Below are 22,461 nucleotides of genomic sequence, written 5' to 3'. Positions count from 1 at the left end.
CGGTCCCTCGATGCCACCAGACCCGGTGACACCACCCCCCGGATCATGGGTTCGACTGGGGGCGTAAGTCATGCCGGGCCTGGTGACCACAACTCCCTGGTGGGAGCCACGAAAAAGGTAACGGGGGGCTACGGCCCATGCGACTGCGGTGTTGACGTACTACGTCAAACTGTTGGGCAGCACGCTTCAGATCGGATCGTGATGCGCCACGATCGCCGAGATGAGGGTAGCCGACGACCAGCAACCCGGACCGGCGGAACGTCATGGCCGGTTTGCGCCAGCGCCTTCGGCGGCGCCCCTCCTACCATCGAAGCATGGACCATACCGATAGGCGCACTTCGCTCCCAGCCTTGGTGCTACTGCACAGGTTCTACGTAGCTGAAGCGGCCTACATCTCCGCCGGAGGCAGGGGCAAGGCGAGCTTCGACGACCTCGCCGCCTGCCTCGATCCGAAGGTCGTGATGTACCAGGCACCGGGCCTGCCGTACGGCGGCACGTGGCACGGCCCCGGCGGCATCGAGGACTTCATGGCCGCGATGAGCACGGCCTGGCAGTCATTGGAGTTCCTGGAGCAGAGGTTCCTCGTCGACGAGGACGCCGTGGCCGTATGGAACCGTGGCCGCCTGCAAGCCCGTGCCACCGGCCGGGTCCTGGAGACCCGGGTCATGCAGATGGTCACCGTCAAGGACGGGCTCATCACCGAGTTCCACCCCTTCTACTGGGACACCAAGGCCGTGGCCGACGCCCTGCGGGTGTGATGGACCGGCGATGTCCCCGATCGATCCGCTCAGTCCAAGCCGACGGACCGGCAGCATGACCACAGCACGTTCACCCAGAGGTTCCGACCATGGCCGCCGCGGCGGCTACTCGCGTCAGGCCGTGGATCCAGGTCTCGACTTGTTCGGTCGACGGATCTCGGCTTGTGTCGTGAGATTCTCGTCGACGCCGTCGACAAATGGCGGCTGTCACGGGTCGCGCTCCTGCGCTGGGTCACGGGCTCGTAAATTCTCAACCACCTCGGCCCTCCATTCGGGCGTGGTTGCCGGACTCTTGGCCAGTTCCCGCGGATAGCAGCTCTGGCCGAGATCGAATGGTTGACCCCCGCTGATGCGTTGAGCTACTGCTCGCTGGCAACCGGCGCTTCGTCGCCGACGCCCAGAGCAGCCGAACCAAGACGCGTAACGCCGCGCCGAGGTCACGCCCGGCCATGCGCCCGTTCGCCGCGCCGTTCGGCTGTTCGACTCGCGGCCGGCCGCCGAATTCATCTTCGACCGCGGCTTAGGCGACCTGTTCGTCCTCCGCACCGCAGGTCACGTGGCCCGGCTCCGAAGTGCTGGGCAGCATCGAATACGGCGTCGCGGTGCTGGACTGCCCGCTAGTGTGGTCCTCGGACATGACTCGTGCGGCGCAGCAGGCTCCGCCTCCGCCGGCCTCCAGAACGGGGCGACGCCCAGCGGGTACATCCAGGGCGTCGTCTAGCGGGTGACGCCCAGCGTGCTGGCGGCCCGGGCTGCCGACCGGGTGAACGGAGAAGGTCTCGCCGCGCACGTTCGGCACACCGTGGACCTCGGCCTCAAGCACCCCGTCGCGATACACCCGAGGGCGGGACACGACGACCGCCAGCCAATCAGCCACCGCAGCGGCGCCGACCAACCTACGCGAAGGCAACACGACAAGAAGCACGACACCAGCTCCGGACACCCGACGAATCACCCGTCCGCGACGAACGAGTCCGCCGCGCACCATCCACGAAAGTCGCTGTGAGAACGCTGAGTGCAGACAAGGCCGCTGCCTTCACGTGACCATTGGGCGGTTCCCACGGGCCGCCAGAGCGTGGCCACGAGTGCAGCGCGAATGCGGCCAGCGGTTCTCTTCGCCAGGCTTCCGATCCGGCGTGGATGGCGACCACCGCTGCAGGGCACATGGCCTTCTCAGGGCAGACAGCATTCCGTCAATCCTGCGGAGCGGGTGTTCCTCACGGCGTTGGCGCTGAAGAAAGATGCAGTGTTCGGCCACTGGCCGACGGAGCGCGAAAGCGGGCGGATAACGTGGCGGCCCACACCGCGTTTGACGAGCGCGAAACATGTGAAGGGCCGACCATGACAGTATCATCCGACGAAGACCCAGGGCACTCACACGAGGTCGCGCAGCAAGGTCACCATGACTCCGTGGCCCAGCCGCACTCCGAAGAGGAAGGACCGGTCGCCGAGGCTGAGGCGGAGGCGGCGCAGCTGAGCACCGAAGCCCAGCCACTGGGCGAGCCCGGCCGGCGCCTCGACCGTCGCTCGCCGTTCTTCATCGGCATGCTCGGTGCCGCCGGAGTGGCGATGACCTACCTGCTCGCGCAGGTGGTCGTCATAGCGCACGACACGTTGGTCCTGATCGGCCTGGCCCTCTTCCTCGCGATCGGTTTCGAACCGGCCGTGTCGTGGCTGGCCCGTCACCGATTCCCCCGATGGACGGCAGTGCTGACCGTGCTGCTCGGTCTCCTCATCGTCGGGGGCGGGTTCCTTGCCCTGGCCATCCCGGTCGTCGTCGAGCAGGCGACGGCCTTCGCGCACCAAGCCCCCCACTACCTGCAGTCTCTGAACGACCACAACTCTTCCCTTGGCCGGCTCAACGACCGGTTTGGGCTGCAACAGCACCTGCAACAGGTGCTCAGCGGTGGATCGGGAGTGCTCGACAGCGCCGTGTCAGCCGGTAAGGCCGTGCTCGGCACTCTGGGCGATCTGTTGATCGTGATCGTGCTGACGATCTACTTCCTGGCCGATCTGCCCCGCATCCGCCAGGGCATCTACCGGCTGGTGCCTCACTCCCGCCGGCCGCGCGCGATCCTGATCGGCGACGAGATCTTCGCCAAGGTCGGTGGTTACAGCAGTGCGGCGCCGGCGGCGATCGCGGTGCCGGGCAAGAAAGCCGCCACCCCGGCGGGAACATGCCATTGCATGCTCCTCTGTACCCCATGTCCTCGAGGACAACACCATGCCACCGCAGACCTTGGCAGGCGGTCCAGTTCAACTGCGGTCTGATGCGCGGCGGTGAAGCCGGACGTCAGTACCCACCGCTGCCCTGGCCGGAGGAGGAACTCCCGTACGACTGCCGAGAACGTGATGCTCGCCAACTCGACGACCGCCGAGTCCATGTCGGCATCGGCTCAGATCGCCCGCGAGGCAGAACACAGGGACCGCCGGCAGAACGCCCGGCATCACCGGCGGTGGCGCGTCTTCTCAGTGTCTTCACAGCACTGTTGCTGGATAGTTGCCGCTGTCGGCCTGCGGTGAGCGGCCGGGGAAGCTCGGGAGTCGTCGGAAGTGCAGTCGGTCATCATGGAACGTCGTCGGCTTCGCCTCGCGGCGGGGGCCTGTCCATCGTCACGAATGGACGGCGTCGCGACGCCGTCCCGCGACTGATCGCCGCGCCAGCATGTCCCGTACCAGGGTGTACCGCCATGGCGTTCTGGAAGCCGAAGGGTTCCCCGTGGGGAACGTATCGGACTACCTCACCGATCCCGACGCGACCGTATGGCTGGACTTTTGCGGCCCCACGGAGGAGGACCTCGCAGCGATCAGCGAAGAACTCGGGCTACACGCGCTCGCGGTCGAGGACGCCGTCCACGAACACCAACGCGCCAAACTGGACCGGTATGACTCGCACGCCTTCCTGACCGTCTACGCCGCCACATTGGACGACGAGCGCGGAGTCCTGACCGTCTCGGAGCTGGCGGCGTTCATCACCGGCCAGGCGCTGGTCACGGTACGCAAAGACGAGAACTTCGCCATCGACGAGGTGGTGGCACGGTGGGACGCGGCAGGTGAGCTGGCCAAGAACGGAGTCGGGTTCCTGGTCCACGGGCTGCTCGACTACGTCGTCGACGGCCATTTCGCAGTGGTGCAGGCACTGGACGAGCAGATCGAGGCGCTGGAAGACCTCGTGTTCGACGAGCGGCCCCGCTACACCGACATGCAACGACGGTCTTTCGAGCTGCGCAAGAGCCTGGTCCGGGTGCGGCGGATCGTGCTGCCCATGCGCGAGGTCGTCAACGCGATCATGCGCCGCGACCTGAACATCGCCGACGGAGAGATGCAGCCGTACTTCCAGGACGTCTACGACCACGTGTTACGCGCTTCCGAGTGGACGGAGTCGTTGCGCGACCTAGTCACCACAATTCGCGAGACACAGCTCAACATCCAGGGCAACCGCCTCAACACGATCATGAAAAAGGTCACCAGCTGGGCGGCGATCATCGCCATCCCGACCGCCGTGACCGGCTTCTACGGCCAGAACGTCCCCTACCCGGGATTCCAGACCGCGACAGGGTTCTGGACGTCCACCTTGGTGATCATCATCCTGTCCGCAGGACTATACGTCGCGTTCAAGAAACGGGACTGGTTATAACCAACGGCGCTTGACAATGGAGCGCCGGGATGTCGATCCAACGCTCCCGTCCGGCGCCTCCTCATCAGCAGCTCGAGCTATGACAAAGACACATTCTGCGGGACCGGCGGAGTATCCGTCCGACGGCGGCCACTGGAGTCCAAATCAACGCGGTTTCCGACGCCTGCAATGGCAGCATCCGCCCGACTTCACGGTCTACGTCATGAGTGCCAGTGGATGATCAGCAGGTTCTCTCGGGGTTTGCCTCGACCTGGACGTCGGCAACGACAATCACCGCGCCGCGACTTGGACTCCGACGGCAGTCGGATGCGCGACGCCAGGCTTCCCAACACCAAATCTACGCTGCCGACCCTGCCGGACCTGCTCACCTAGCATGGACGACTGCGGGTCGCGGCGGACCGGTTTGCCACGACCGGTGCACTTATGGTCGCGGTCGCCCACACGGGAGTCCGTTAGCCACTCTGCCCGCCTGAACAGGCAATACGCTGTATCGCCGACCCTGTCCGGACCGGGCGGAGACCGACGTCCGAGACACGGTTGTCATCGCCGACGCTCTGGCCTCACACACCCCACCCGGTCAACGTCGACGATGAGGCCTCGGCCACCTGGAGGTACTGGCCGGGTTCGGCGATGACCGCACTGGCGAAGGTTACCTAAATCGGCAAATGGGATTCGCGGCCTGCACACCGGCATCTAGCCCGCGCCCGAGCAGGCATCGGAGCGCACGTGGGCAAGACGACGTGAGCATTCTCGGCCCTACCTAGTCGTCCGCCGGAAACGCTACGACCATTACCTACCGGACCGGGGAAAGCTCCGTGAAGTTCCCCTACTGTTTTCGTCGGGCCGCGCGTGCGCTGCAACGTGAGCCGTCACGACTTCTTTTTGCGGACTTTGTTCCGAAAAGGACCTACTATATCCGATTTCCTACCAAGGAACCGTGGTAGCGATCGAAGCATACCTTCGTCGGTGTCGTCAGCCTTCTATGCCGTCTTATCGTTCGGGCAATGCGATTCCCGGGAAGGACCGGGATGCTGCTTCCTCTTCCCGCATGGTCTTTCAGTGAAAGCGAGAAACAATGGACGTCAAGAAAATCGCCGGCGTGGTCGCTGTCGTGCTGGCGGGCATGTCCGCGACGACCGTGACCGCGTCGGCGGCCGACCTGCAGCCCACGCACCGGCACCTCGCGCACGGGTTGGGTCTGAACCTGGCCGCAGCCCGGGCGCACCGCGACACTGCTCGCGTCGTCGCGCCTCAGGCGCTGCGCGCGCCGGCGAGCTACGACCTTTCGCAGTACGCGCTGTCCCCGGGCGACCAGGGGCAGGTCGGCTCCTGCGTCACCTGGGCCACCGGCTACACCGGCTACGGCATCCTGACCAACGAGCAGAACGTCGCCGGCGCGCCCATGGCCCCGATGTTCATCTACTCGCAGATCGCGCAGGGCAACGACCAGGGCACCACCGCCTCGGTCGCGCTGCCGATGGAACAGGACCAGGGCATCGACACCAAGAGCGACTACTGGCAGGGCGACTTCGACTACACCACCCAGCCCGACTCCGCCGAGCGCGCGAACGCCGCCCAATACAAGCTTTCCGGCTTCACCGAGCTGCCCACCAGCGGCAGCTCCGCGCGCACCGCGATCGAAAACGCGATCGCGCAGGGCAAGCCGGTGCCGATCGGTTTCCAGGTGCACCAGAGCTTCATGAACCTGGACGCCCAGTCCGCTTCGGACTACAGCTACCTGCCCGGCGACCAGTACAGCGATCCGATCGTCGGCGGCCACGAAGTCACCATCGTGGCTTACAACAGCCAGGGCGTGAAGATCGAAAACTCGTGGGGTTCGTCGTGGGGCGACGGCGGATTCGTGACCGTGCCGTGGAGCTTCTTCGACACCGGTGACGTGATGGAGATCCACGCCATGGGCCCCCTCGCGCAGGGCTGAACCGTGTCCACCACCTGATCACAGTACGCGCGCTGAGCGCCGATCCGGCTGCGAGCCGGGTCGGCGCTCAGCGCTTTTGTGAGCTCGAAAGCCGGCGTCGGCTCAGTCCGGCTCGTTCGTGCCCGAACCGTGGAGGTAGTGGTCGTACACAGCGACCCACGTGTCCACGTCGCCCAGCTCGGCGGCGAGGCAACGTCCCAGCCGGCTGAGCTGGAACACGCCCGCCCCGCGAGCAAGCCATCCCAACTGCCCGCGGGGCGCCGGAGAAGAGCGCCTTGGCCGGCCAGCACGCGCAACGCGGTTTCGAGCCGGCTCCGCGATACCGGCGCCGCGGCGGCCAGGCTCGCCACGCGGCAGGGCCGGCGAAAAGGGCACCGAGTTCGGCGCACGCGGTTCTCGCCTTGACGCGATGTTGACGCGCCCGCGGACTCGAAAGGGAGAAATCAGTCCGTACCGGGACCTACGTCCCTGACGAAATCTTGAGGCCGAGGCGGCAGATATTTACGTTTCATTGATACGCGTTTCACATCCCGCTTCGTCCTCCCGTGACTTCAAGGGGAATTCCCGTCCCGTCGCGTGACGACGACTGATTCTTGGCATGCTGATCCGGTGACGAACACCAAAGGGCCGGCTCGCCGACCTGAGCCGGGCGCGATCGGCTATGCCCTGAAACGGCTGTTACTGGGCAAACCGCTCATTAACGCTCAGTTGACCCATGAGCGGCTATCGAACGCGACCGCGTTGGGAGTGCTGTCTCCCGACGCGATTTCGTCTTCGGCCTACGGCACCGAGCAGATCCTGGTCGAGCTACTGCCCTACGCCGGTCTCGCCGCGTTCACCCTGGTGTTGCCGATCACAGCGGTGATCCTGGTGATCCTCGTGCTGGTGGCCGCGTCCTACCGCCAGGTGGTGATGGCGTACACGCGGGCCGGCGGGTCCTACGTCGTCGCCCGAGAAAACTTTGGGCCCCGGACCGCCCAGGTCGCCGCGGCGGCGTTGCTGATCGACTACGTGGTGACGGTCGCGGTGCAGACGTCAGCGGGGACAGCCGCGGTGATTTCGGCGATCCCCGCGCTCGGCCCGTACAACCTCGACATCACCATCGGTGTCGTCGTCCTGCTCTGCTACGTGAACCTGCGGGGTCTGCGCGAAGCGGGGCGTCCGTTCGCGGTGCCGACCTACCTGTTCACGGCGCTGATGGTCGCGATGATCGTGACCGGGCTGGTGAAGGCCGCGACCGTCGGCCTGCCCACCTACGACGCAGCACACCTCCCCGGTGCGGTGCCGGTCCACCAGGACTCGGGGCTGGTCGCCGGAGCGACGGTCATGGTCCTGCTGCGCGCGTTCGCCAACGGCGGATCCTCCCTCACCGGGGTCGAGGCGATCTCCAACACCGTGTCGGCCTTCCGGAACCCCCGCGGCGCGAACGCCCGCAAAGTCCTGGTGATCATGGCCGTCATCCTTGGGCTGCTGGTCGCCGGCGTCTCGCTGCTGGCGTACTTCACCCACGCGACGCCCTACACATCCGGCTACCCGTCCGTAGTGTCCCAAGAAGCGCGCGCGGTGTTCGGGCACGGCGCGTTCGGGCAGGCAATGTTCGTCCTCATCCAGACCGCGACCGCGCTGATCCTCTACACCGGGGCCAACACCAGCTTCAACGGCTTCCCGTTCCTGGCCAGCTTCGTCGCCACCGATCGGTTCCTCCCCCGCCAGCTGACCAAACGCGGCCACCGGCTGGTCTTCTCCAACGGCATCATCGTCCTCACCGTGCTCGCCGGTGCCCTCCTGCTGTTCTCCGGGGGCACCGTCACCGCGCTGGTGCCCTTCTACGCCATCGGCGTCTTCACCGGATTCGCCATGGCCGGCTACGGCATGACCAAGCACCACCTCCGGCTCCGAGAGCGCGCCTGGCGGACCAAGCTCGCGATCAACCTCGCCGCGGGACTGCTCTCCACTGTGGTGGTGGGGATCTTCGCCATCGCGAAGTTCACCGAAGGCGCCTGGCTCGTCGTCGTGGTCTTTCCGATCCTGGTGTTCGTCCTGATCCGCCTCAACCGCGAGTACCGCGCGGAAGCGGCCGTCCTCGAGCAACTGACCGCCGAAGGGGCCAACCCGGTCCGGTATGCCCACCACCAGGTGTTCGTCCTGGTTAGCACGATCGACTTGGCTGTCGTCGAAGCGCTCCGCTACGGCCGCAGCCTGCGCCCCGACAAGATCACCGCGCTGCACTTCGTCATCGATGCCCAAGCCGCGGAACGGCTGCGCTCGCGGTGGGAAGAACTCGGCATGCACACCGCGCTGCGGCTGATCGACGTCCCCGACCGGCGGATAGCCCGAGCCGCCTACACGTTCGTGCGTCGAGCGACCGAGAATGCGCCCCGGACCGGTATCACGGTGCTGTTGCCGCGCCGCAGCTACGCTCCACTGCTGGGCCGCCTGCTGCACGACCGCACAGCCGACCGGATCGCGCGGGTCGTCAGCCGCGCTCCCCAGGCCGCGGCTACGATCGTGCCCTACGACGTGCAGACCCGGCTCCGCACGATGATGCCCGACCTCCCGGAAGAGCGAGTCACCGCCGCGATCGAACGCCTTCTCGACCGCATCAGCTCAGGCGACGAAGACAACGCCGAGACCGCCGCCGATCGGGTTTCCGCCGATCCGGTCACCACACCCTGCTCCCAACTCCGTCCCGGCGAAGAAGCCGTGGTCGACGGGCGACTGCGCGAGCTGGCGACTTCCGAAGACGCCGCGGACTCGCGCGGCCCGGTCCTCACCGCCCAGCTCGCCGACGCCACCGCGACCGTCGTGCTCGAGTTCCGCCACCCTCACCCCGACCTAGAACCAGGGCAGCTTCTCCGCGTCACCGGCAAAGTCCACGAAGGCCGGTCCGAGCACGAAATGATCATGCGAGATCCCCGCTGCCACTTCCTCGATCCCACCAGTCCGGACCAGGGTGCTCAGCCGGATGACGAGGGCTGAAGCAATTGAGAGCGGAGTGCACGCACACCTCAGCCTCGATTGCAATGTCCGGGCGGACGCTCAGAGGGCGGGGCTGCGAGCGGGTGCCTGTGTATGGCTTGATCAGTCGACGCAAGCCAAGCAGTTTCCTTTTGCACAGTTTACGCATCGAAGCCGGATGCGATGTCGAGGCCAGCCAGAGTTTCAGCCGGAGTGCTTCACAGGAGCGGCAACCGAGCGCGGCGGTCTTCGTCCGATAATCGAACACCAAGCTGCCGCACTCCCGAAATTGGAAGTGCGGCAGCTTGAACCGCGGGCCGGTTAATCCTTGTGCGTGACGCCCTTGACTGCGTCTTTGATCTTCTCGCCCGCCTGCTTGAGTGAGCCCTTCGCTTGATCCGCCTTGCCTTCCGCCTGCCACTGCTCGTTGCCCGTCGCATCACCCACGGCTTCCTTGGCCTGGCCCTTGAGCTCTTCGCCCTTGTTCTCCAGCTTGTCGTTCATGACATACACCTTCCTCGCGGCACCTACTGCCGATCGTCTTACCGCCACACCGGCTCCACTGATATCTACCCATTTCGCCGCCGACTATGCACCACCTCCAGCTCCTCGACCTACCGCCACTCTCAGCCGCGTCTCAGAAAGCCCAGACGACGCTCCCAGAGAGCGAAAGACCGACGCAGATCCACACGAACGTCGATGGCGAACTCCGGGAGAGGCGGTCTTGCTGTCGTTGCAGCAGTTGGGTACCCGAAGGTGGGTACCGGTTTTCTGGGCACGCCGTGGAAGTAAGTGCCCAGCTCGTGCGTGTTGCGGGGCCGATGCACCTACTTGACAGACTGTCGTTTCGGAGCGTACGTCAGCCTCCCGGGACGGTCAGTGACGTGGAGCGAGACATGGATCCGACCGAGTGGAAGGGATTGAAAGATGGCGCAGAAGGTGCTCGTCAAGGTGTTCGACGACCTGGACGGCAGCGAGGCGTCGGAGACGATCGTCTTCGGGCTGGACGGCGTCTCGTATGAGATCGACCTATCGGCTGAGAATACGCACGCCTTGCGCGCGGCGTTGGAGCGCTACGTTGAGGCCGCACGACGGGTGGGGGGACGGCGAGTCAAGGTTGCACTCGGCGAGTCCAGCGCCGTGGTCAGGGGCGCTGCGGTCAACGCGCAGCGTCACACCCGCGAGTACAACCAGGGGGTTCGGGAGTGGGCCGCCGCTAACGGCTACGAGGTGGCAGAGCGTGGTCGCTTGCCGACCGCGCTCGTGGAGGCGTATGAAGCCGCCAGGTAGGCCAGGCCGAGGTCACGGCTGACGCTATGGCGAAGCCGGCACGCGACCGGTGACCGCGGAGAAGTCTGCTTCGTGAAGTACGTGCACGTCTGGCTCGGTGTGGTGGGCATGGCGCAGCGATCTGCAGTCGGTCAGGCTCGCGGCGTTATAACCGGACGCGAGGCGGACCGCATCCAGCGGCGCGGTTCACGAACCCCAACGGGACTCCAGCGCCACGGCCACCGAGTAGGGCCAGCCCGGCACCATCATCTGCTGATCCTTGCCATGACCGCAGGTGTGACACAGGATCCGAGGCCGGCATGTGTGGGCTACCCGCCCCTGCTCGGCAGGCTCTTCTACCGGCCCTGGCATGCCCGCCCACAGGGTGCAGTGGTGGCCACTGGCGGCGTTGCTGATCACTCCGCTGGCCATCGCCGTCGTCGACACCCCGATCGGCATAATTGCACTCAGCGCGGCCGCTGTGCTGGCCGGAGTGTTCGTTGCGGTGCGCTGGCGACTGGTGCACGCGGCCGCGCGGATCGAGGAGATCATCGAAGCCGAGCTGGCGCCCCGCGAGGACCGTCCGCCTCCTCGGTGCCGAAACTCCGTAGGGCCTGCCGAGCATGGTCCGCTGGGTAATGCTGTCGGCATGATGGTCGTGCCGCGGTCCTCGGCGATGCAACCATGGTCGGCTGCCATCGACAGGTCGGACGCGGTGTTCGTGTACATCCCGGGCGTGGCGACCCGGTCGACGATGGAGCCGCACGTGTCTCATACCACGGACGAGACGGGGCCGGGTGACCCCGAACGATCCAGGACGCACGGTTGCGACTCGGCCCAGGCCGCTACTGCGGCGCGAATGACGCTCGCGGAGTTGGCCGTGCTCGGCCGCGCCACAAGCAAGCTGTTCCAGCAGACCAACGAGCACCTCCACCGGCTGCACCACCCCACGGCGGGACCAGCTCACCACACGAGGCCTGCCCCTAAGCCCGTGGTCGGCAGACACCGTAGGGCCACTGCCGGTTCGTCAAGCTCGGCACCATACCAAGGAAGGCAGGTCCGGGCTCGCGGCCAGCGGCCCGCTCGCCTTCCCCGGGCCAGCTGGTGCACCGCGGCTACACCCGCGACGCACTCTTTCCGCCCACCACTTCCCTTGATCGCCTGCCGGCTGCTCTGGCTCGGCTCCGAACTGTCGAGGGCTCGCCAGTCGCCGGGAACCACGGCAGCTCGGTGCAGCCAACGGGTCTTTCTGACTGGCAGAGGAGTGTGACCTCGTCCTGCCGCCCGAAAGGCCCGTTCGCCTCATGTGGCCCGGTCGTCACGGAGCGGTCGCGGGTGACCTGGTCACCGTTCAGGAGCGTTGCGCGGCGTCGTATGCTGCTCGTGCCTCCCAGCCGTAGTAGGGGTGGTACTCGTCATTGCCGACGCTGATGCTGATGTTGCCGATCTGCGTGCCGGACCCGTTGCCGGTGTCGACGCCTTGCAGGAACGCGCCGCCGCTTGAGCCTCCGCTCTGCACGCAGTCGATTCCCCAGACACCGCCGCCTTCGTGGCCACTGGCGAAGGTGTCCGTTCCTGCGCACCAGTTTATCTGCTGACCGCTTCCTTCGGCGGCGGATCCGCCATAACCGAAGGAGTGGACGTACTGGCCTGGAGCCAGGTCGAAACCGATACCTTGGCCGCCTACCGCCTCGACCAGCCGTGCACCGTTGACCGGTCCCACTGTGACGAAGGCGGCGTCCCAGGCTGCGTCGGAGTCACCGATGCGCTGAGACTCCCAGTGCAGGGAGGTGGCTGCGAAGGTGCCGTGGGGCCGATTGCCATGGTCGTACCCTGGGATGAAGACCCAGTTCTGATAGGCGGTTCCGTCGGGGTCGACTACGCAATGTCCGGCGGTGGCCACGACTGATTTGTTGTCGCTGTTCACTGCGTCGCCGGAACAGGCGTAGTCCCCGTTGGTCTTCGGATTGTGGAAGAAGACCTTCCCGCCGGTGGTCGCGATCAACCCGCCGCTTGTCCACCGCTGCGGCGACGTCGATCGGAGCGCTACCCGTGTGGAAGAGGATTGTCCCGCAGCAGGGAATGCAGGTGGTTGCCGGTAGGGATCGGCCTGCCGGCGCGCAGGCGAGTTGATCTGATTCGAGTGTTGGGCCACGATAGGGACATCGGCTTCCTTGGCCGCATCCAGACGTTCCGGCGTCCAGTACTGCAGCGCCGCCCCCTGCTGCTGACCGCCGACGATGGCGCTGTTTACGACGTCGTCGGCCACAGCTGCCGAAGCGGCGGGAGACAGCTGACCGATCAGCGCCATCGAAGCCAATCCGGCGACCACTGTATTCCGCGTTCTTGTCTGCATGATTTCTCCGCGTTGATGTGTGCCGATGCCGAGTCTCCATTAAAAGAAGATCGGCGTTATCTATAGCGGTGCAAAAAAGCTATATGTGACAAGGTTATGCGGTTAATTACATAGTCGGGCAGCAGTTTTCCGCCCGGTCAGATGAGGCATGGTATCCATGACGACCGAAGTGGTCATTCATCGCAGTCGCCACAGATGATCTGCGGTGCCGTTGTCCGCGAACTGCACCACCTGTGCGCTGTCGGCCGTGGACATCCGGTCGACTCCGAGCACCTTGCCCGAGTTGCGGTTCACGATCCGGAACCAGCCACTGCCGTCATCCCGCAGGCGCCAGTCGTGGTCGTCAGTGCCGCTGTCGGCGAACTGCACGACGAGTGCGCTGTCCGCAGTCGACATCTCGGCCACACCCAGCACCTTGCCGGAGTGGACGTTGCGGATCCGCAACCAGCCGTCCGCTGTGGACTGGAAGGTCCACAGGTGGTCGTCGGTGCCGTTGTCGGCGAACTGCACCACCCGTGCGCTATCCGCCGTGGACATCTGGTCGACGCCGAGCACCTTGGCCGAGTTGCGGTTTTCGATCTTGACCCGGCCGTCCGGCACCAGCTGCCATAGGTGGTCGGCGGTGCCGGTGTCGCTGAACTGGACGACCTGGGCGCTGTCGGCCATGGACATCTGGTCGACTCCGAGGACCTTGCCCGAGTTGCGGTTCTTGAGCCTGCACCAGCCGTCGCCGTTGGCGATCGGCTGCCAGAGGTGGTGCGCCGTGCCGTTGTCGGCGAACTGGACGACGATGGCGCTGTCGGCAGTCGACATCTGGTCGACGCCAAGCACCTTGCCCGAGTGGTGGTTGCGTATGCGGTACCAGCCGTCGCCGTTCGCGATCAGGTGCCACAGGTGGTCGTCGGTGCCATTGTCGGCGAACTGCACTACCCGCGCGCTGTCGGCTGTGGATATCTGGTCCACGCCGAGCACTTTGCCCGAGTTGCGGTTCACGATCCGGAACGCCGCCCCGCCACCGCCCGGCAGCCACGAATGGCCGTCTGGTGCCACCGTCGGGAACGACGTGATGCGCAGCCGCGCGGCCCCCATCGGGATCAGCGTGACGGTCTCGACCGGCTCCTCGCTGCGGGCCGGCGACGCCTGCAACGGCGTCACTACGTCCTGGTCGTCCGCGGTCCACTCGGTGATCCTCCGGGCGGCCGCGGTGATCGTCACCGGCACGGTGTCCGGTGTGAACGGGTTGGCGGGCAACGCGGCGCCGGACGCGGTGAAGGTCAGCGTCGTGTCCGGAGTCAGGCCGTAGTTCCACGGCGTCGTCGCGTGCACGGCGTACTCCGGAAACTGCGCGGTGCCGCCGAGGCTTTCGTAATTCTCGCCGATCTTGAGCGAGTAGGTCAGCGGGCCGTGGTCGACCGAGACCGAGCCGTGGTTCGCCGCCCACGTCCGCGTCGTGGTGCGCTGCGGCAAGGTGAGCGTGATGACGTCGCCGTCGGCCCAGGTCCGGTCAACTTTGACGAACGACGGCCCGGCGGTCGCGGCCACCGTCGCCCCGGCGACGACCAGCGCCGGCGCCGTGCACCAGCCCGGAATGCGCAGGTACAGCGGGAAAGCCAGCTGGCGCGGCGTCCGGACGGTGAAGGTGATCCGCTCGGAGAACGGGTAGGTGGTGTCCTCCGTGATGGTCACCGAGGTGCCGTTCGCGACCTTCGCCGTGACGCTGCTGGCCGCGTACATCGCCGCCGCCAGGCCGTTGTCCGGCGTCGCCAGCCACAGCTCTTCGGTGAAGTACGGCCAGCCCATGCCGTAGTTGTAGTGCCCGCAGAGGCCGTCGAGCTGCAGCTTCAACTGCCCGGCGAGCCAGCCCCATGCAGTGACGGCGCCGGGTGGCAGCTTCATGAAAGCGGCGGGCTTCAGCGGCGCCGCGTTCGGCGTATAGAGCCCGCCCATGGCGGGCGTTACCTTGCGGCAGCGCATCACGGCGCCGGCTGCCGTCGGAGCCCCGGTCAGCAGGGTGGCGGCGACGGCTCCGGTGACGAACTGTCTGCGGTTCAGCGACACGAGACCAGCCTCCGCTCGTCGTTACAACGTTGGAAAAACACTGTGAACCCTTGGATACAACGTTGTAAACACTGAACACGGATCCTGGCTGGTTCGTGTCCACTCGTATTGCCGTCTGCGACTGTTCGGCCTAGCAGGCTAAACGTCGCGCCTGAAGCGTTCTCGTTCGTCAGCGATTGACCGTGGATCAAGGAGTTGGTAGCCGCCACGCCGCTCACCTGCGCAGGAGCTTCGCCCCGTGCCTTCGTTCGGGACCGCTGCAGCCATTGCTTTGGCCACAGCTACTGTCATCAGGCCCTCGCACGCGTCGATGACCGACGCCGATCAGGTCCAGCGCATGCTGACTCGCATGGCACGTGCCTATCGCCTGATGAGGTCTCGACCCAGACTTCGAACGGCCGCGGGACATACCTGCAGGAAAGAACCCGCCGAGATACCGCCGTTGACGGTTATCCGTAACCGATTGGCGGCCTGGGAACGACAATTCTTCGGCCATGACCCGGAACACCGCGAGGTTGGCCCAGTCGAGATCCGCGATTTCGGACATGGCAGTTCCGCGTGACGTGGTGTCAGTCCTTGACTGCTCCGGCGGCTAGCCCGGTCCGCCAGAAACGTTGCAGCGCCAGGAAAGCGAGGATAAGCGGGATAATCGACAGCAACGAGCCGGTCACCACGACGGATTTGAGGTCGGGGTCGCGGGTGATCTGCGTGTTGAGGGTGTAGAGGCCGAGCGTCACCGGGTACAGCCGGTCGCTGGTCAGCATCACCAATGGCAGGAGGAAGTTGTTCCAGATCGCGACGAACTGGAACAGGAAGACCGTCACCAACGCGGGCGCCATCAGGCGCAAACTGACGGAGAAGAACATGCGCAGGTCACCGGCCCCGTCGATGCGGCCGGCTTCGAGCAACTCGTCCGGAACCGAGGCAGCCGCGTAGACGCGGGCGAGGTAGACCCCGAACGGGCTGATCATGCTCGGCCACAGCACCGACCACACCGTGTTGGTCATGCCGGCGCCGGCGAGCATGAGGAACAGCGGCACGGCGAGCGCGGTCGGCGGGACGAGTACCCCGGCGAGGATCGCCGAGAAGGTCAGGGATCGTCCGCGGAAGGTGAACTTTGCCAGGGCGTAGCCGGCCATCGCCGAGAGCAGGGTGGCGGCCGCCGCGCCCGCGACTGAGTACAGGGCGCTGTTGGCCAGCCAGCGTAGGTAGAGGCCGTCGCCGAAGGTGACGGTGTTGTGGAGGTTGCGGCCGAGCTGGTTGTCGGAGAACCACAGTCCGAAAGTGGTCGACAGGTCCGGCGCGGACTTTGTCGCGGAGATGGCGAGCCAGAGCACCGGCAGCAGGAAGTAGACCGCGGCCACGAACATGGCCGTGGTGACTACGATCGAGGAGCCGGACACGCGGCGGGTGGGTGCTGGCGTGGTCACAGGGCGGCCCTCGCTCGGGTGATGCGGAAGAACAGCAGGGAGAGCACCGCGATGACCAGGGTGACGATGACGCTCATTGCCGCGCCGAGCCCGTAGTTCTGCGCGGAGATCTGGGCGTAGGCGGCCATCGACGGGGTGTAGGACGAGGACACCGCGCTCGACACCCCGGCCATCACCTGGGGTTCGGTGAACAGCTGGAAGGTGCCGATGATGGAGAAGACGCCGGTCAGCACCAGTGACGGCGCGATGATCGGGACCTTGATCCGCCAGGCGATCGCCCATCCCGAGGCTCCGTCCAGCCGCGCGGCCTCGTACAGCTGGGGCGGGATGGCCTGCAGGGAGGAGTAGAGGATCAGCATGTTGTAGCCGGTGAAGGTCCAGGTGACGATGTTCGCGATCGAGTACAGGATGACGTTGCCCGACAATAGGTCCGGGTGCACGCCGAGCGGATCGAGGAGCTGGTTGATCGGGGACAGGTTCGGCGCGTAGAAGAATCCCCACATCACCGCGGCGATCACCCCGGGCACGGCGTAGGGCAGGAAGAACGCGAGCCGGAAGAACCGCCGCAGCCGCACGACCGCGGAGTCGAGCGCGAGCGCGAGCAGCAGCGCCAAGCCGAGCATGATCGGGATCTGGATCGCCCCGAACAGCAGGACCCTGCCCAGCGATCCGACGAACCCGCTGTCGCCGAGAGCGGCGGTGTAGTTGCCGAGGCCGGCGAACACCTCGGTGGGACGGCTGTAGGTGGATGTGCGGGTGACAGTGGTGAAGCTCTTCACCACGGCCACGACGATCGGTGCGAGGTAGAAGACCGCAAATCCGATCAGGAACGGGCCGAGCAGCAGCCACGCCGCGCGGGCGCTGCTGCTCGGCCGTCGCCGGCGCGCCACCGCGGTGGCAGGCGGCGCGCCGGCGACGGATCCAGACGCTGCGACAACCATCGTCGTCCCTACTTCGCCACGGGGATGGACTGGCGTTGCAGGTCGGTGACTGTTGCAGCATTGGCGTCGGCGAGGGCTTTGGTGAGCGTGCCGTTGCCGGCGAGCGCGGCACCGAAGCCGTCGCGGACGTGGGCGTAGGTCTGTTCCATCGATGGGCCCCAGGTGAAGTCCTGGCTGACGCCTTTGCCGGCGTCGCGGAAGACGGCGTCGACGTCCTGGCCGCCGAAGAACGCGGTGTTCGCCGGTGACGCCTTCGCGGCGGCTTGGGCCTCGGTGGTGGCCGGGTAGATGCCGCCCTCGGCCTCCAGGATCGCCAGCGACTCCGGGGCGGTGTTGAGCCACAGCGCGAACTGCGCTGCTTCGGCCGGGTGCTTGGTCCCGGCGAACACCGCCGTGGTCGAGCCACCCCAGTTGCCCGAGCGCTGCTCCCCCTTGGTCCACTGCGGCAGCGGCGCCACGGCCCACTTCCCGGCGGTCGACGGCGCGGCCTTCGCGATCGTGCCGACGCCCCACACGGCGCCGGTCCAGGTGGCGATCTGCCCGGAGTCCAGGGCCTTGTTCCAGGATTCGGAGAAGCCCTGGTAGTTCGAGACCAGGCCCTGGGAGAGCAGGTTCTGCCAGTAGTCCGCGACCTTGGTCGAGGCGGGGTCGGTCAGGCCGACCTTCCACTGCCCGCTGTCCTGGGTGAACCAGTGCCCGCCGGCCTGCCAGACCAGCCCGGCGAACCAGTTGACGTCCTTCTGCGGGAAGTGCGTGATGGTCAGGTTCGGGTCGGCGGCGTGCAGGGTCTTGGCCGCCTGGGCGTATTCGTCCCAGGTCGTCGGCACGGGCACGTGGTACTTGTCGAACAGGTCCTTGCGGTAGAACAGGGCCATCGGGCCGGTGTCTTGCGGAACGGCGAAGACGCCGTCGCCGCCGACCGACGCCTGGGCCCAGGTCCAGTCGACGAACTTGGCCTTGGCGTCCGCGACGCCGGGGCAGCCGGAGATGTCACGCAGTCCTTGCTGGACGCGGAAGCCGGGGAGGGTGTCGAACTCGACTTGCCCGAGGTCGGGTGCCTGCCCGGCTTTGAGGGCGGTGAACATCTTGCCGTAGGTGCCTTGGTTGCCCTGCGGGGTCTGCTCGACGGTGACGTGGATGTCGGGGTGGCCGGAGTTCCAGGCGGCGACGGCTTTGTCGACGCCGGGCAGCCACGACCAGAACGAGAGATCGACCTTGCCGCCTGACGGCGTGCACGCCGTGGCGGCGGGAGCTGCGGTGTCGCTGCCGCCGCAGGCAGCGGTGGTCAGGGCGAGCCCGGCGGCGGCCAGGGCAGTGCCCAGCCGGCGCAGGCGCCGGGCGGTCGGTGAAGTACGCGCCATTGCGTCTTGTCCTTCCAAGTGGTGGCGATCCTCAGCCGAGGTCCGGGGTGTCGGTGAGCCGGACTTCGGGAACGGACACGTGGTGCAGCTCCAGCACGTGCAGGTCATTGGTGCCCGGCCGCAGCAGGGGTCCGGGGAGGTAGAGCGTCCGTTGTGGACCGCGGTCCCAGTAGCGGCCGAGGTTGAACCCGTTGACCCAGACCGCGCCCTTGCCGAAGCCGGGCAGCGCGACGAAGGTGTCTCCGGGGATTTCCACGGTGAATGTGCCGTGGGCCAGCAGCGGGCCGTTGACGTCGCCGTCGAGAACCTGGTCGAAGGGGACGTCGGCCAGGGTGTCCAGCAGTAACGGGTACATGGTCACGCCCTCGACCGGACGGCCGTCGAGCAGGATGTCGCCGAGGATTCCCTTGCGGTCGGCCAGTTCAAGGCCGTAGTTGACCCGGCCGAGGTTCTCGACCAGAACTACCACCCGGCAACCGGGCCGGGGAACGCGCAGCGTCATGGTCGTCACGGCGGTTTCGCGGTCGAGGATGCCGCGTTCGACGCCGTCGACGAGCACCTGAGCTCGGTCCCGGACCCCGGAGATCGACAACACGGCGGGTCCGGCGGTGGCGGCGGTGAAGGCGTAGGCGGTGAAGCCGAAGTTCTGGCCGAGCTGCTCCATCGTGCGGGGCGCCGTCGCGGTGACCGGAACCGCCAGGACGTCGAGCAGGTCCAGCAGCGGGGACATCCTGGTCAGCGGCACGGTCTGCCCGGCCAGCAGCGGTTCCCGCGGTGGCGGGTCGCCGGCCGGCAGGGCGGTGAAGCGAGCCAGCACCTCGCGGTAGGCGTCGAACTTCTTGGTCGGTGTGCCGTGTTCGGACAGTGGGGCGTCGTAGTCGTAGGAGGTGACGGTGGGCTGGTACCGGTCGAAGTGGTTGGCGCCGTTGGTGAACCCGAAGTTGGTCCCGCCGCAGAACATGTAGAAGTTCACCGACGCCCCGGCCGCGAGCATCCGCTCCAGCACCGCGGCCGCGTCGTGCGGTTCACGGACGTGGTGCTCTTCGCCCCAGTGGTCGAACCAGCCGTTCCAGAACTCCATGCACATCTTCGGCTCGTCCGGCTGGTGCCGGTGCAGGGTCTCCCACGCTCGGTCCGGTTCGGAGCCGAAGTTCATCGTGCGCCAAAGGCCGGGCAGGCTGCCGAGCGCGACCATCGTGTCGTCGTCCTGGTCGCTGGTCAGCAACGGTACGGCGATGCCGTGGTCTCGAAGCAGCTCGACCAGCCGTTGCAGGTACTGCGTGTCGCTGTGTCCGCGGTCTTTCGCATGCGCGCCGTACTCGTTTTCGACCTGCATCGCGATGATCGGACCACCCGTGCTCGCCTGCAGGCCCGCGACCCGGGGCAGCAGTTCATTCCACCAGGCTTCCACCCAGCTCAGGTACGCCGGGTCGCTCGTGCGCAGCTGCACGTTCTCCGGGGCCAATAGCCACGCCGGCAGACCGCCGAAATCCAGCTCCGCGCAGACGTACGGACCAGGCCGCAGGATGACCTGCAACCCTTCGCCGTACGCGGTCTCCAGGAACGTCACGAGATCGAGACCGCCGCCGAAGCGGAACTCCCCCGGCTTCGGCTCGTGGAGGTTCCACGGCACATACGTCTCGATCGTGTCGAGGCCCATCCAGCGCGCCCAGCGCAGCCGCGCGCGCCACTGCTGCGGGACGATCCGGAAGTAGTTGATGCTCCCGGACAGGATCCGCTGAGGCAGGCCGCCGCCAGGTCGGCCGACGGGATGCACGCCCTTATCCATCGCCGTTGTCTCCTTGTCGGGAACGTTCCCGGGAAAGTTCCCGGGGAGTATGCGCGGCGGCGATCGGCGCCGTCAAGGGGTACTTCGTCGACGGATTCGACTCAGGCGGTCGCGCGGGAGATCAACGAGACGGGCAGCGATATCCGGTCGGCGGTGTCGGCCAGCAACGCCTTCACCAGGGCCTGACCGTGGTCGTATTTGTCGATCCGCACCGTGCTGAGCGGCGGGTTCAGGTAGGCCGACATCTCCAGGTCGTCGAAGCCGACCACCGCGCAGTCCCCCGGCACCGACCCCCCGCGGGCCAGCACCGTCTGGACCGCGCCGATGCCCATCAGGTCGTTGAACGCGAAGATGCCGTTGACCCGCGGCGAACCGTCCAGGAGCCGGCGGGCCGCCTCCGCGCCGCCGGCGATGCTCGGCGGTCCCTGCACGATCCGGGCCGTGACGTCACCGAAGCCGCGCTCGGCGCAGGCGGAGAGGAAGGCCAGCCGCCGTTCGTCGACCGCGACGCCGACGGAACTGTCCAGCATGCCGAGGCAGGCGTCCGGCCGTCGGGCGAGCAGTTCGACGGCGGCCACGGTACCGGCCGCGAAGTCGTTGCTGACCGAGGCTGCCACCTCCGTCGGCAGCTCCCGGTCGGCGACCACCAGCGGGACTGAGCGCGCGTAGCCGGCGAGGACGTCGTCGGGGGTGCCGTAGAAGAAGCCGACGACTCCGCGCGCGGAGCGAGCCAGCGCGTCCTCGACGGCGTCGCGTTCCCGGCCCGGGTCGGCGTCGGTGTTGTACAGCACGACGCTGCACCCGGCGGCCTCTGCCGCGTCGAACACCCCGCGGGCCACCGCCGGGTAGAACGGGTTCGCGATGTCGGAGACGACCAGCGCGATCACGTCCGACCGCTGGGTGCGCATCGCCTTCGCCAGCGCGCTCGGCCGGTAGCCCAGCCGGGTCGCCGCCGTCAGCACGCGCTCGCGGGTGTCCGGGGCGATCTCCGGCAGGTCGCGCAGAGCTCGCGAAACCGTCTGCCGCCCCACGCCGGCTTCCCGGGCCACGTCCTCGATCGTCACCCGCTTGACCCGCGGCAACCGCTCACGCTCGTTCACCGGTCACCCTCCCTCCGCGTTCCGACGAGCCTACGGGCTGACGCTGCGACCGCTCAGGGAGCCGACGACGAGGGCGAGCCGCCCCGGTGGCCGAGGTCGGCGCTGATGCGCGCGGCAGCGTCGACCACCTTCGGCACGATCTCCCGGCGCAGCTTGTCCACGTCCGAGCGACCGCTCGACGTCGACGAGGCCAGCGCCCCCACGACCGCCCCGCTCGCGTCGCGGACCGGCGCCGACACCGAGAGCAGCCCTTCCTCCAGCTCCTCGGCGACCAAGGCCCAGCCCTGCTCGCCGACGGCCCGCAACGCGCGCCGGAACTCGGCCTCGTCGGTGATGGTCCTCGCCGTATAGGGCTCGAGTCCGGCCGCGACGACTTCGTCGACCAGTGTCGGCGGCGCCCAGGCTAGGAGAACGCGGCCCATCGACGTCGCGTGGATCGGGACGCGCGTACCGATCGAAACGTTGATGCTCATGATCCGCCGCACCGGCACCCGGGCCACGTAGACGACCTCGGTGCCGTCCAGCTCGGCCAGCGACGCGGATTCGCCGGTCTCCTCGGCGAGGCTCAGCAGCCACGGCTGGGCAATTTCGATCATGCCGTGAGACGCCGAGTAGTGCTGGCCGATGCTCAGCACCCGCGGCGTCATCGACCAGCGCGAGCCCTGCGCGCGGACATATCCGAGCCGCTGCAGTGTCAGGAGGATCCGGCGCACAGCAGGCCGGGAGAGGCCGGTGGCGGCCGCCAGCTCGGCCAGCGTCGCGGTCGGGCGATCGGCGTCGAAAGCCAGCAGCACGGCGAAGCCCCGCTCGATGCTTTGGATGAAGTCGCGGTCGGTCTCCATCCGCTCATCCTTCCGCACAACGG

At 67.0% G+C, this 22,461-nt stretch carries 17 protein-coding genes; 7 read left to right on the top strand and 10 right to left on the bottom strand.

Annotated elements, in window-relative coordinates; genetic code table 11:
- Window positions 1-353 precede the first annotated feature (353 nt).
- The 6 genes from ACLJPY_RS46045 to ACLJPY_RS46020 all read left to right on the top strand — a co-directional run bounded on the left by ACLJPY_RS46045 (window position 354) and on the right by ACLJPY_RS46020 (window position 9,313).
- Window positions 354-758, top strand: a complete 405-nt coding sequence (locus tag ACLJPY_RS46045) for a nuclear transport factor 2 family protein (protein ID WP_410597321.1) — start codon at window positions 354-356, stop codon at window positions 756-758.
- Window positions 759-1,233: 475 nt separating this feature from the next.
- A complete protein-coding gene (locus ACLJPY_RS46040; RefSeq protein WP_410597320.1) occupies window positions 1,234-1,479 on the top strand; it encodes a carbonic anhydrase in 246 nt (81 codons plus the stop codon).
- 689 nt (window positions 1,480-2,168) lie between these two features.
- Entirely contained in the window at window positions 2,169-3,029 is an 861-nt protein-coding gene (locus ACLJPY_RS46035; RefSeq protein WP_410597316.1) for an AI-2E family transporter, read from the top strand.
- 409 nt (window positions 3,030-3,438) lie between these two features.
- Window positions 3,439-4,395: a magnesium transporter CorA family protein gene (locus ACLJPY_RS46030; protein ID WP_410597315.1), complete on the top strand. Its 957-nt coding sequence runs from the start codon at window positions 3,439-3,441 to the stop codon at window positions 4,393-4,395.
- A 1,075-nt stretch (window positions 4,396-5,470) separates the two neighbouring features.
- Window positions 5,471-6,334: a C1 family peptidase gene (locus tag ACLJPY_RS46025; protein WP_410597314.1), complete on the top strand. Its 864-nt coding sequence runs from the start codon at window positions 5,471-5,473 to the stop codon at window positions 6,332-6,334.
- Window positions 6,335-7,081: 747 nt separating this feature from the next.
- Window positions 7,082-9,313, top strand: a complete 2,232-nt coding sequence (locus ACLJPY_RS46020; RefSeq protein ID WP_410597313.1) for an amino acid permease — start codon at window positions 7,082-7,084, stop codon at window positions 9,311-9,313.
- Window positions 9,314-9,613: 300 nt separating this feature from the next.
- Here ACLJPY_RS46020 and ACLJPY_RS46015 read toward each other — a convergent pair whose 3' ends face one another.
- A complete protein-coding gene (locus tag ACLJPY_RS46015; RefSeq protein ID WP_410597312.1) occupies window positions 9,614-9,796 on the bottom strand; it encodes a CsbD family protein in 183 nt (60 codons plus the stop codon).
- A gap of 423 nt (window positions 9,797-10,219) precedes the next feature.
- Here ACLJPY_RS46015 and ACLJPY_RS46010 point away from each other — a divergent pair, with 423 nt between their 5' ends.
- Window positions 10,220-10,582, top strand: coding sequence for a histone-like nucleoid-structuring protein Lsr2 (locus ACLJPY_RS46010; RefSeq protein ID WP_410597311.1), 363 nt, complete (start codon window positions 10,220-10,222; stop codon window positions 10,580-10,582).
- A gap of 186 nt (window positions 10,583-10,768) precedes the next feature.
- Here ACLJPY_RS46010 and ACLJPY_RS46005 read toward each other — a convergent pair whose 3' ends face one another.
- The 9 genes from ACLJPY_RS46005 to ACLJPY_RS45965 all read right to left on the bottom strand — a co-directional run bounded on the left by ACLJPY_RS46005 (window position 10,769) and on the right by ACLJPY_RS45965 (window position 22,438).
- Window positions 10,769-11,113: a hypothetical protein gene (locus tag ACLJPY_RS46005; protein ID WP_410597310.1), complete on the bottom strand. Its 345-nt coding sequence runs from the start codon at window positions 11,111-11,113 to the stop codon at window positions 10,769-10,771.
- Between the two features lie 799 nt (window positions 11,114-11,912).
- Window positions 11,913-12,917 (bottom strand): trypsin-like serine peptidase, encoded by a 1,005-nt coding sequence (locus ACLJPY_RS46000; RefSeq protein WP_410597309.1) that lies wholly within the window; start codon window positions 12,915-12,917, stop codon window positions 11,913-11,915.
- 177 nt (window positions 12,918-13,094) lie between these two features.
- Window positions 13,095-14,975: an RICIN domain-containing protein gene (locus ACLJPY_RS45995; protein ID WP_410597308.1), complete on the bottom strand. Its 1,881-nt coding sequence runs from the start codon at window positions 14,973-14,975 to the stop codon at window positions 13,095-13,097.
- A 569-nt stretch (window positions 14,976-15,544) separates the two neighbouring features.
- Window positions 15,545-16,345 carry a carbohydrate ABC transporter permease gene (locus ACLJPY_RS45990; protein ID WP_410597319.1) on the bottom strand — a complete coding sequence of 267 codons (801 nt, stop codon included), beginning with the start codon at window positions 16,343-16,345 and terminating at the stop codon, window positions 15,545-15,547.
- A 56-nt stretch (window positions 16,346-16,401) separates the two neighbouring features.
- Window positions 16,402-17,346 carry a carbohydrate ABC transporter permease gene (locus tag ACLJPY_RS45985; protein ID WP_410597307.1) on the bottom strand — a complete coding sequence of 315 codons (945 nt, stop codon included), beginning with the start codon at window positions 17,344-17,346 and terminating at the stop codon, window positions 16,402-16,404.
- Window positions 17,347-17,354: 8 nt separating this feature from the next.
- Window positions 17,355-18,707 (bottom strand): ABC transporter substrate-binding protein, encoded by a 1,353-nt coding sequence (locus tag ACLJPY_RS45980; RefSeq protein WP_410597306.1) that lies wholly within the window; start codon window positions 18,705-18,707, stop codon window positions 17,355-17,357.
- 31 nt (window positions 18,708-18,738) lie between these two features.
- Entirely contained in the window at window positions 18,739-20,496 is a 1,758-nt protein-coding gene (locus ACLJPY_RS45975; protein ID WP_410597305.1) for a glycoside hydrolase family 35 protein, read from the bottom strand.
- A gap of 101 nt (window positions 20,497-20,597) precedes the next feature.
- Window positions 20,598-21,596 (bottom strand): LacI family DNA-binding transcriptional regulator, encoded by a 999-nt coding sequence (locus ACLJPY_RS45970; protein WP_410597304.1) that lies wholly within the window; start codon window positions 21,594-21,596, stop codon window positions 20,598-20,600.
- 53 nt (window positions 21,597-21,649) lie between these two features.
- Window positions 21,650-22,438, bottom strand: a complete 789-nt coding sequence (locus tag ACLJPY_RS45965; RefSeq protein ID WP_410597303.1) for an IclR family transcriptional regulator C-terminal domain-containing protein — start codon at window positions 22,436-22,438, stop codon at window positions 21,650-21,652.
- Window positions 22,439-22,461: the final 23 nt, after the last annotated feature.

The sequence above is a fragment of the Amycolatopsis sp. lyj-23 genome (genome assembly GCF_046549135.1).
Lineage (GTDB): Bacteria > Actinomycetota > Actinomycetes > Mycobacteriales > Pseudonocardiaceae > Amycolatopsis.
The sequence above is the reverse complement of the archived record's forward strand: the minus strand, read 5'-3'. Positions and strand labels throughout refer to the sequence as shown.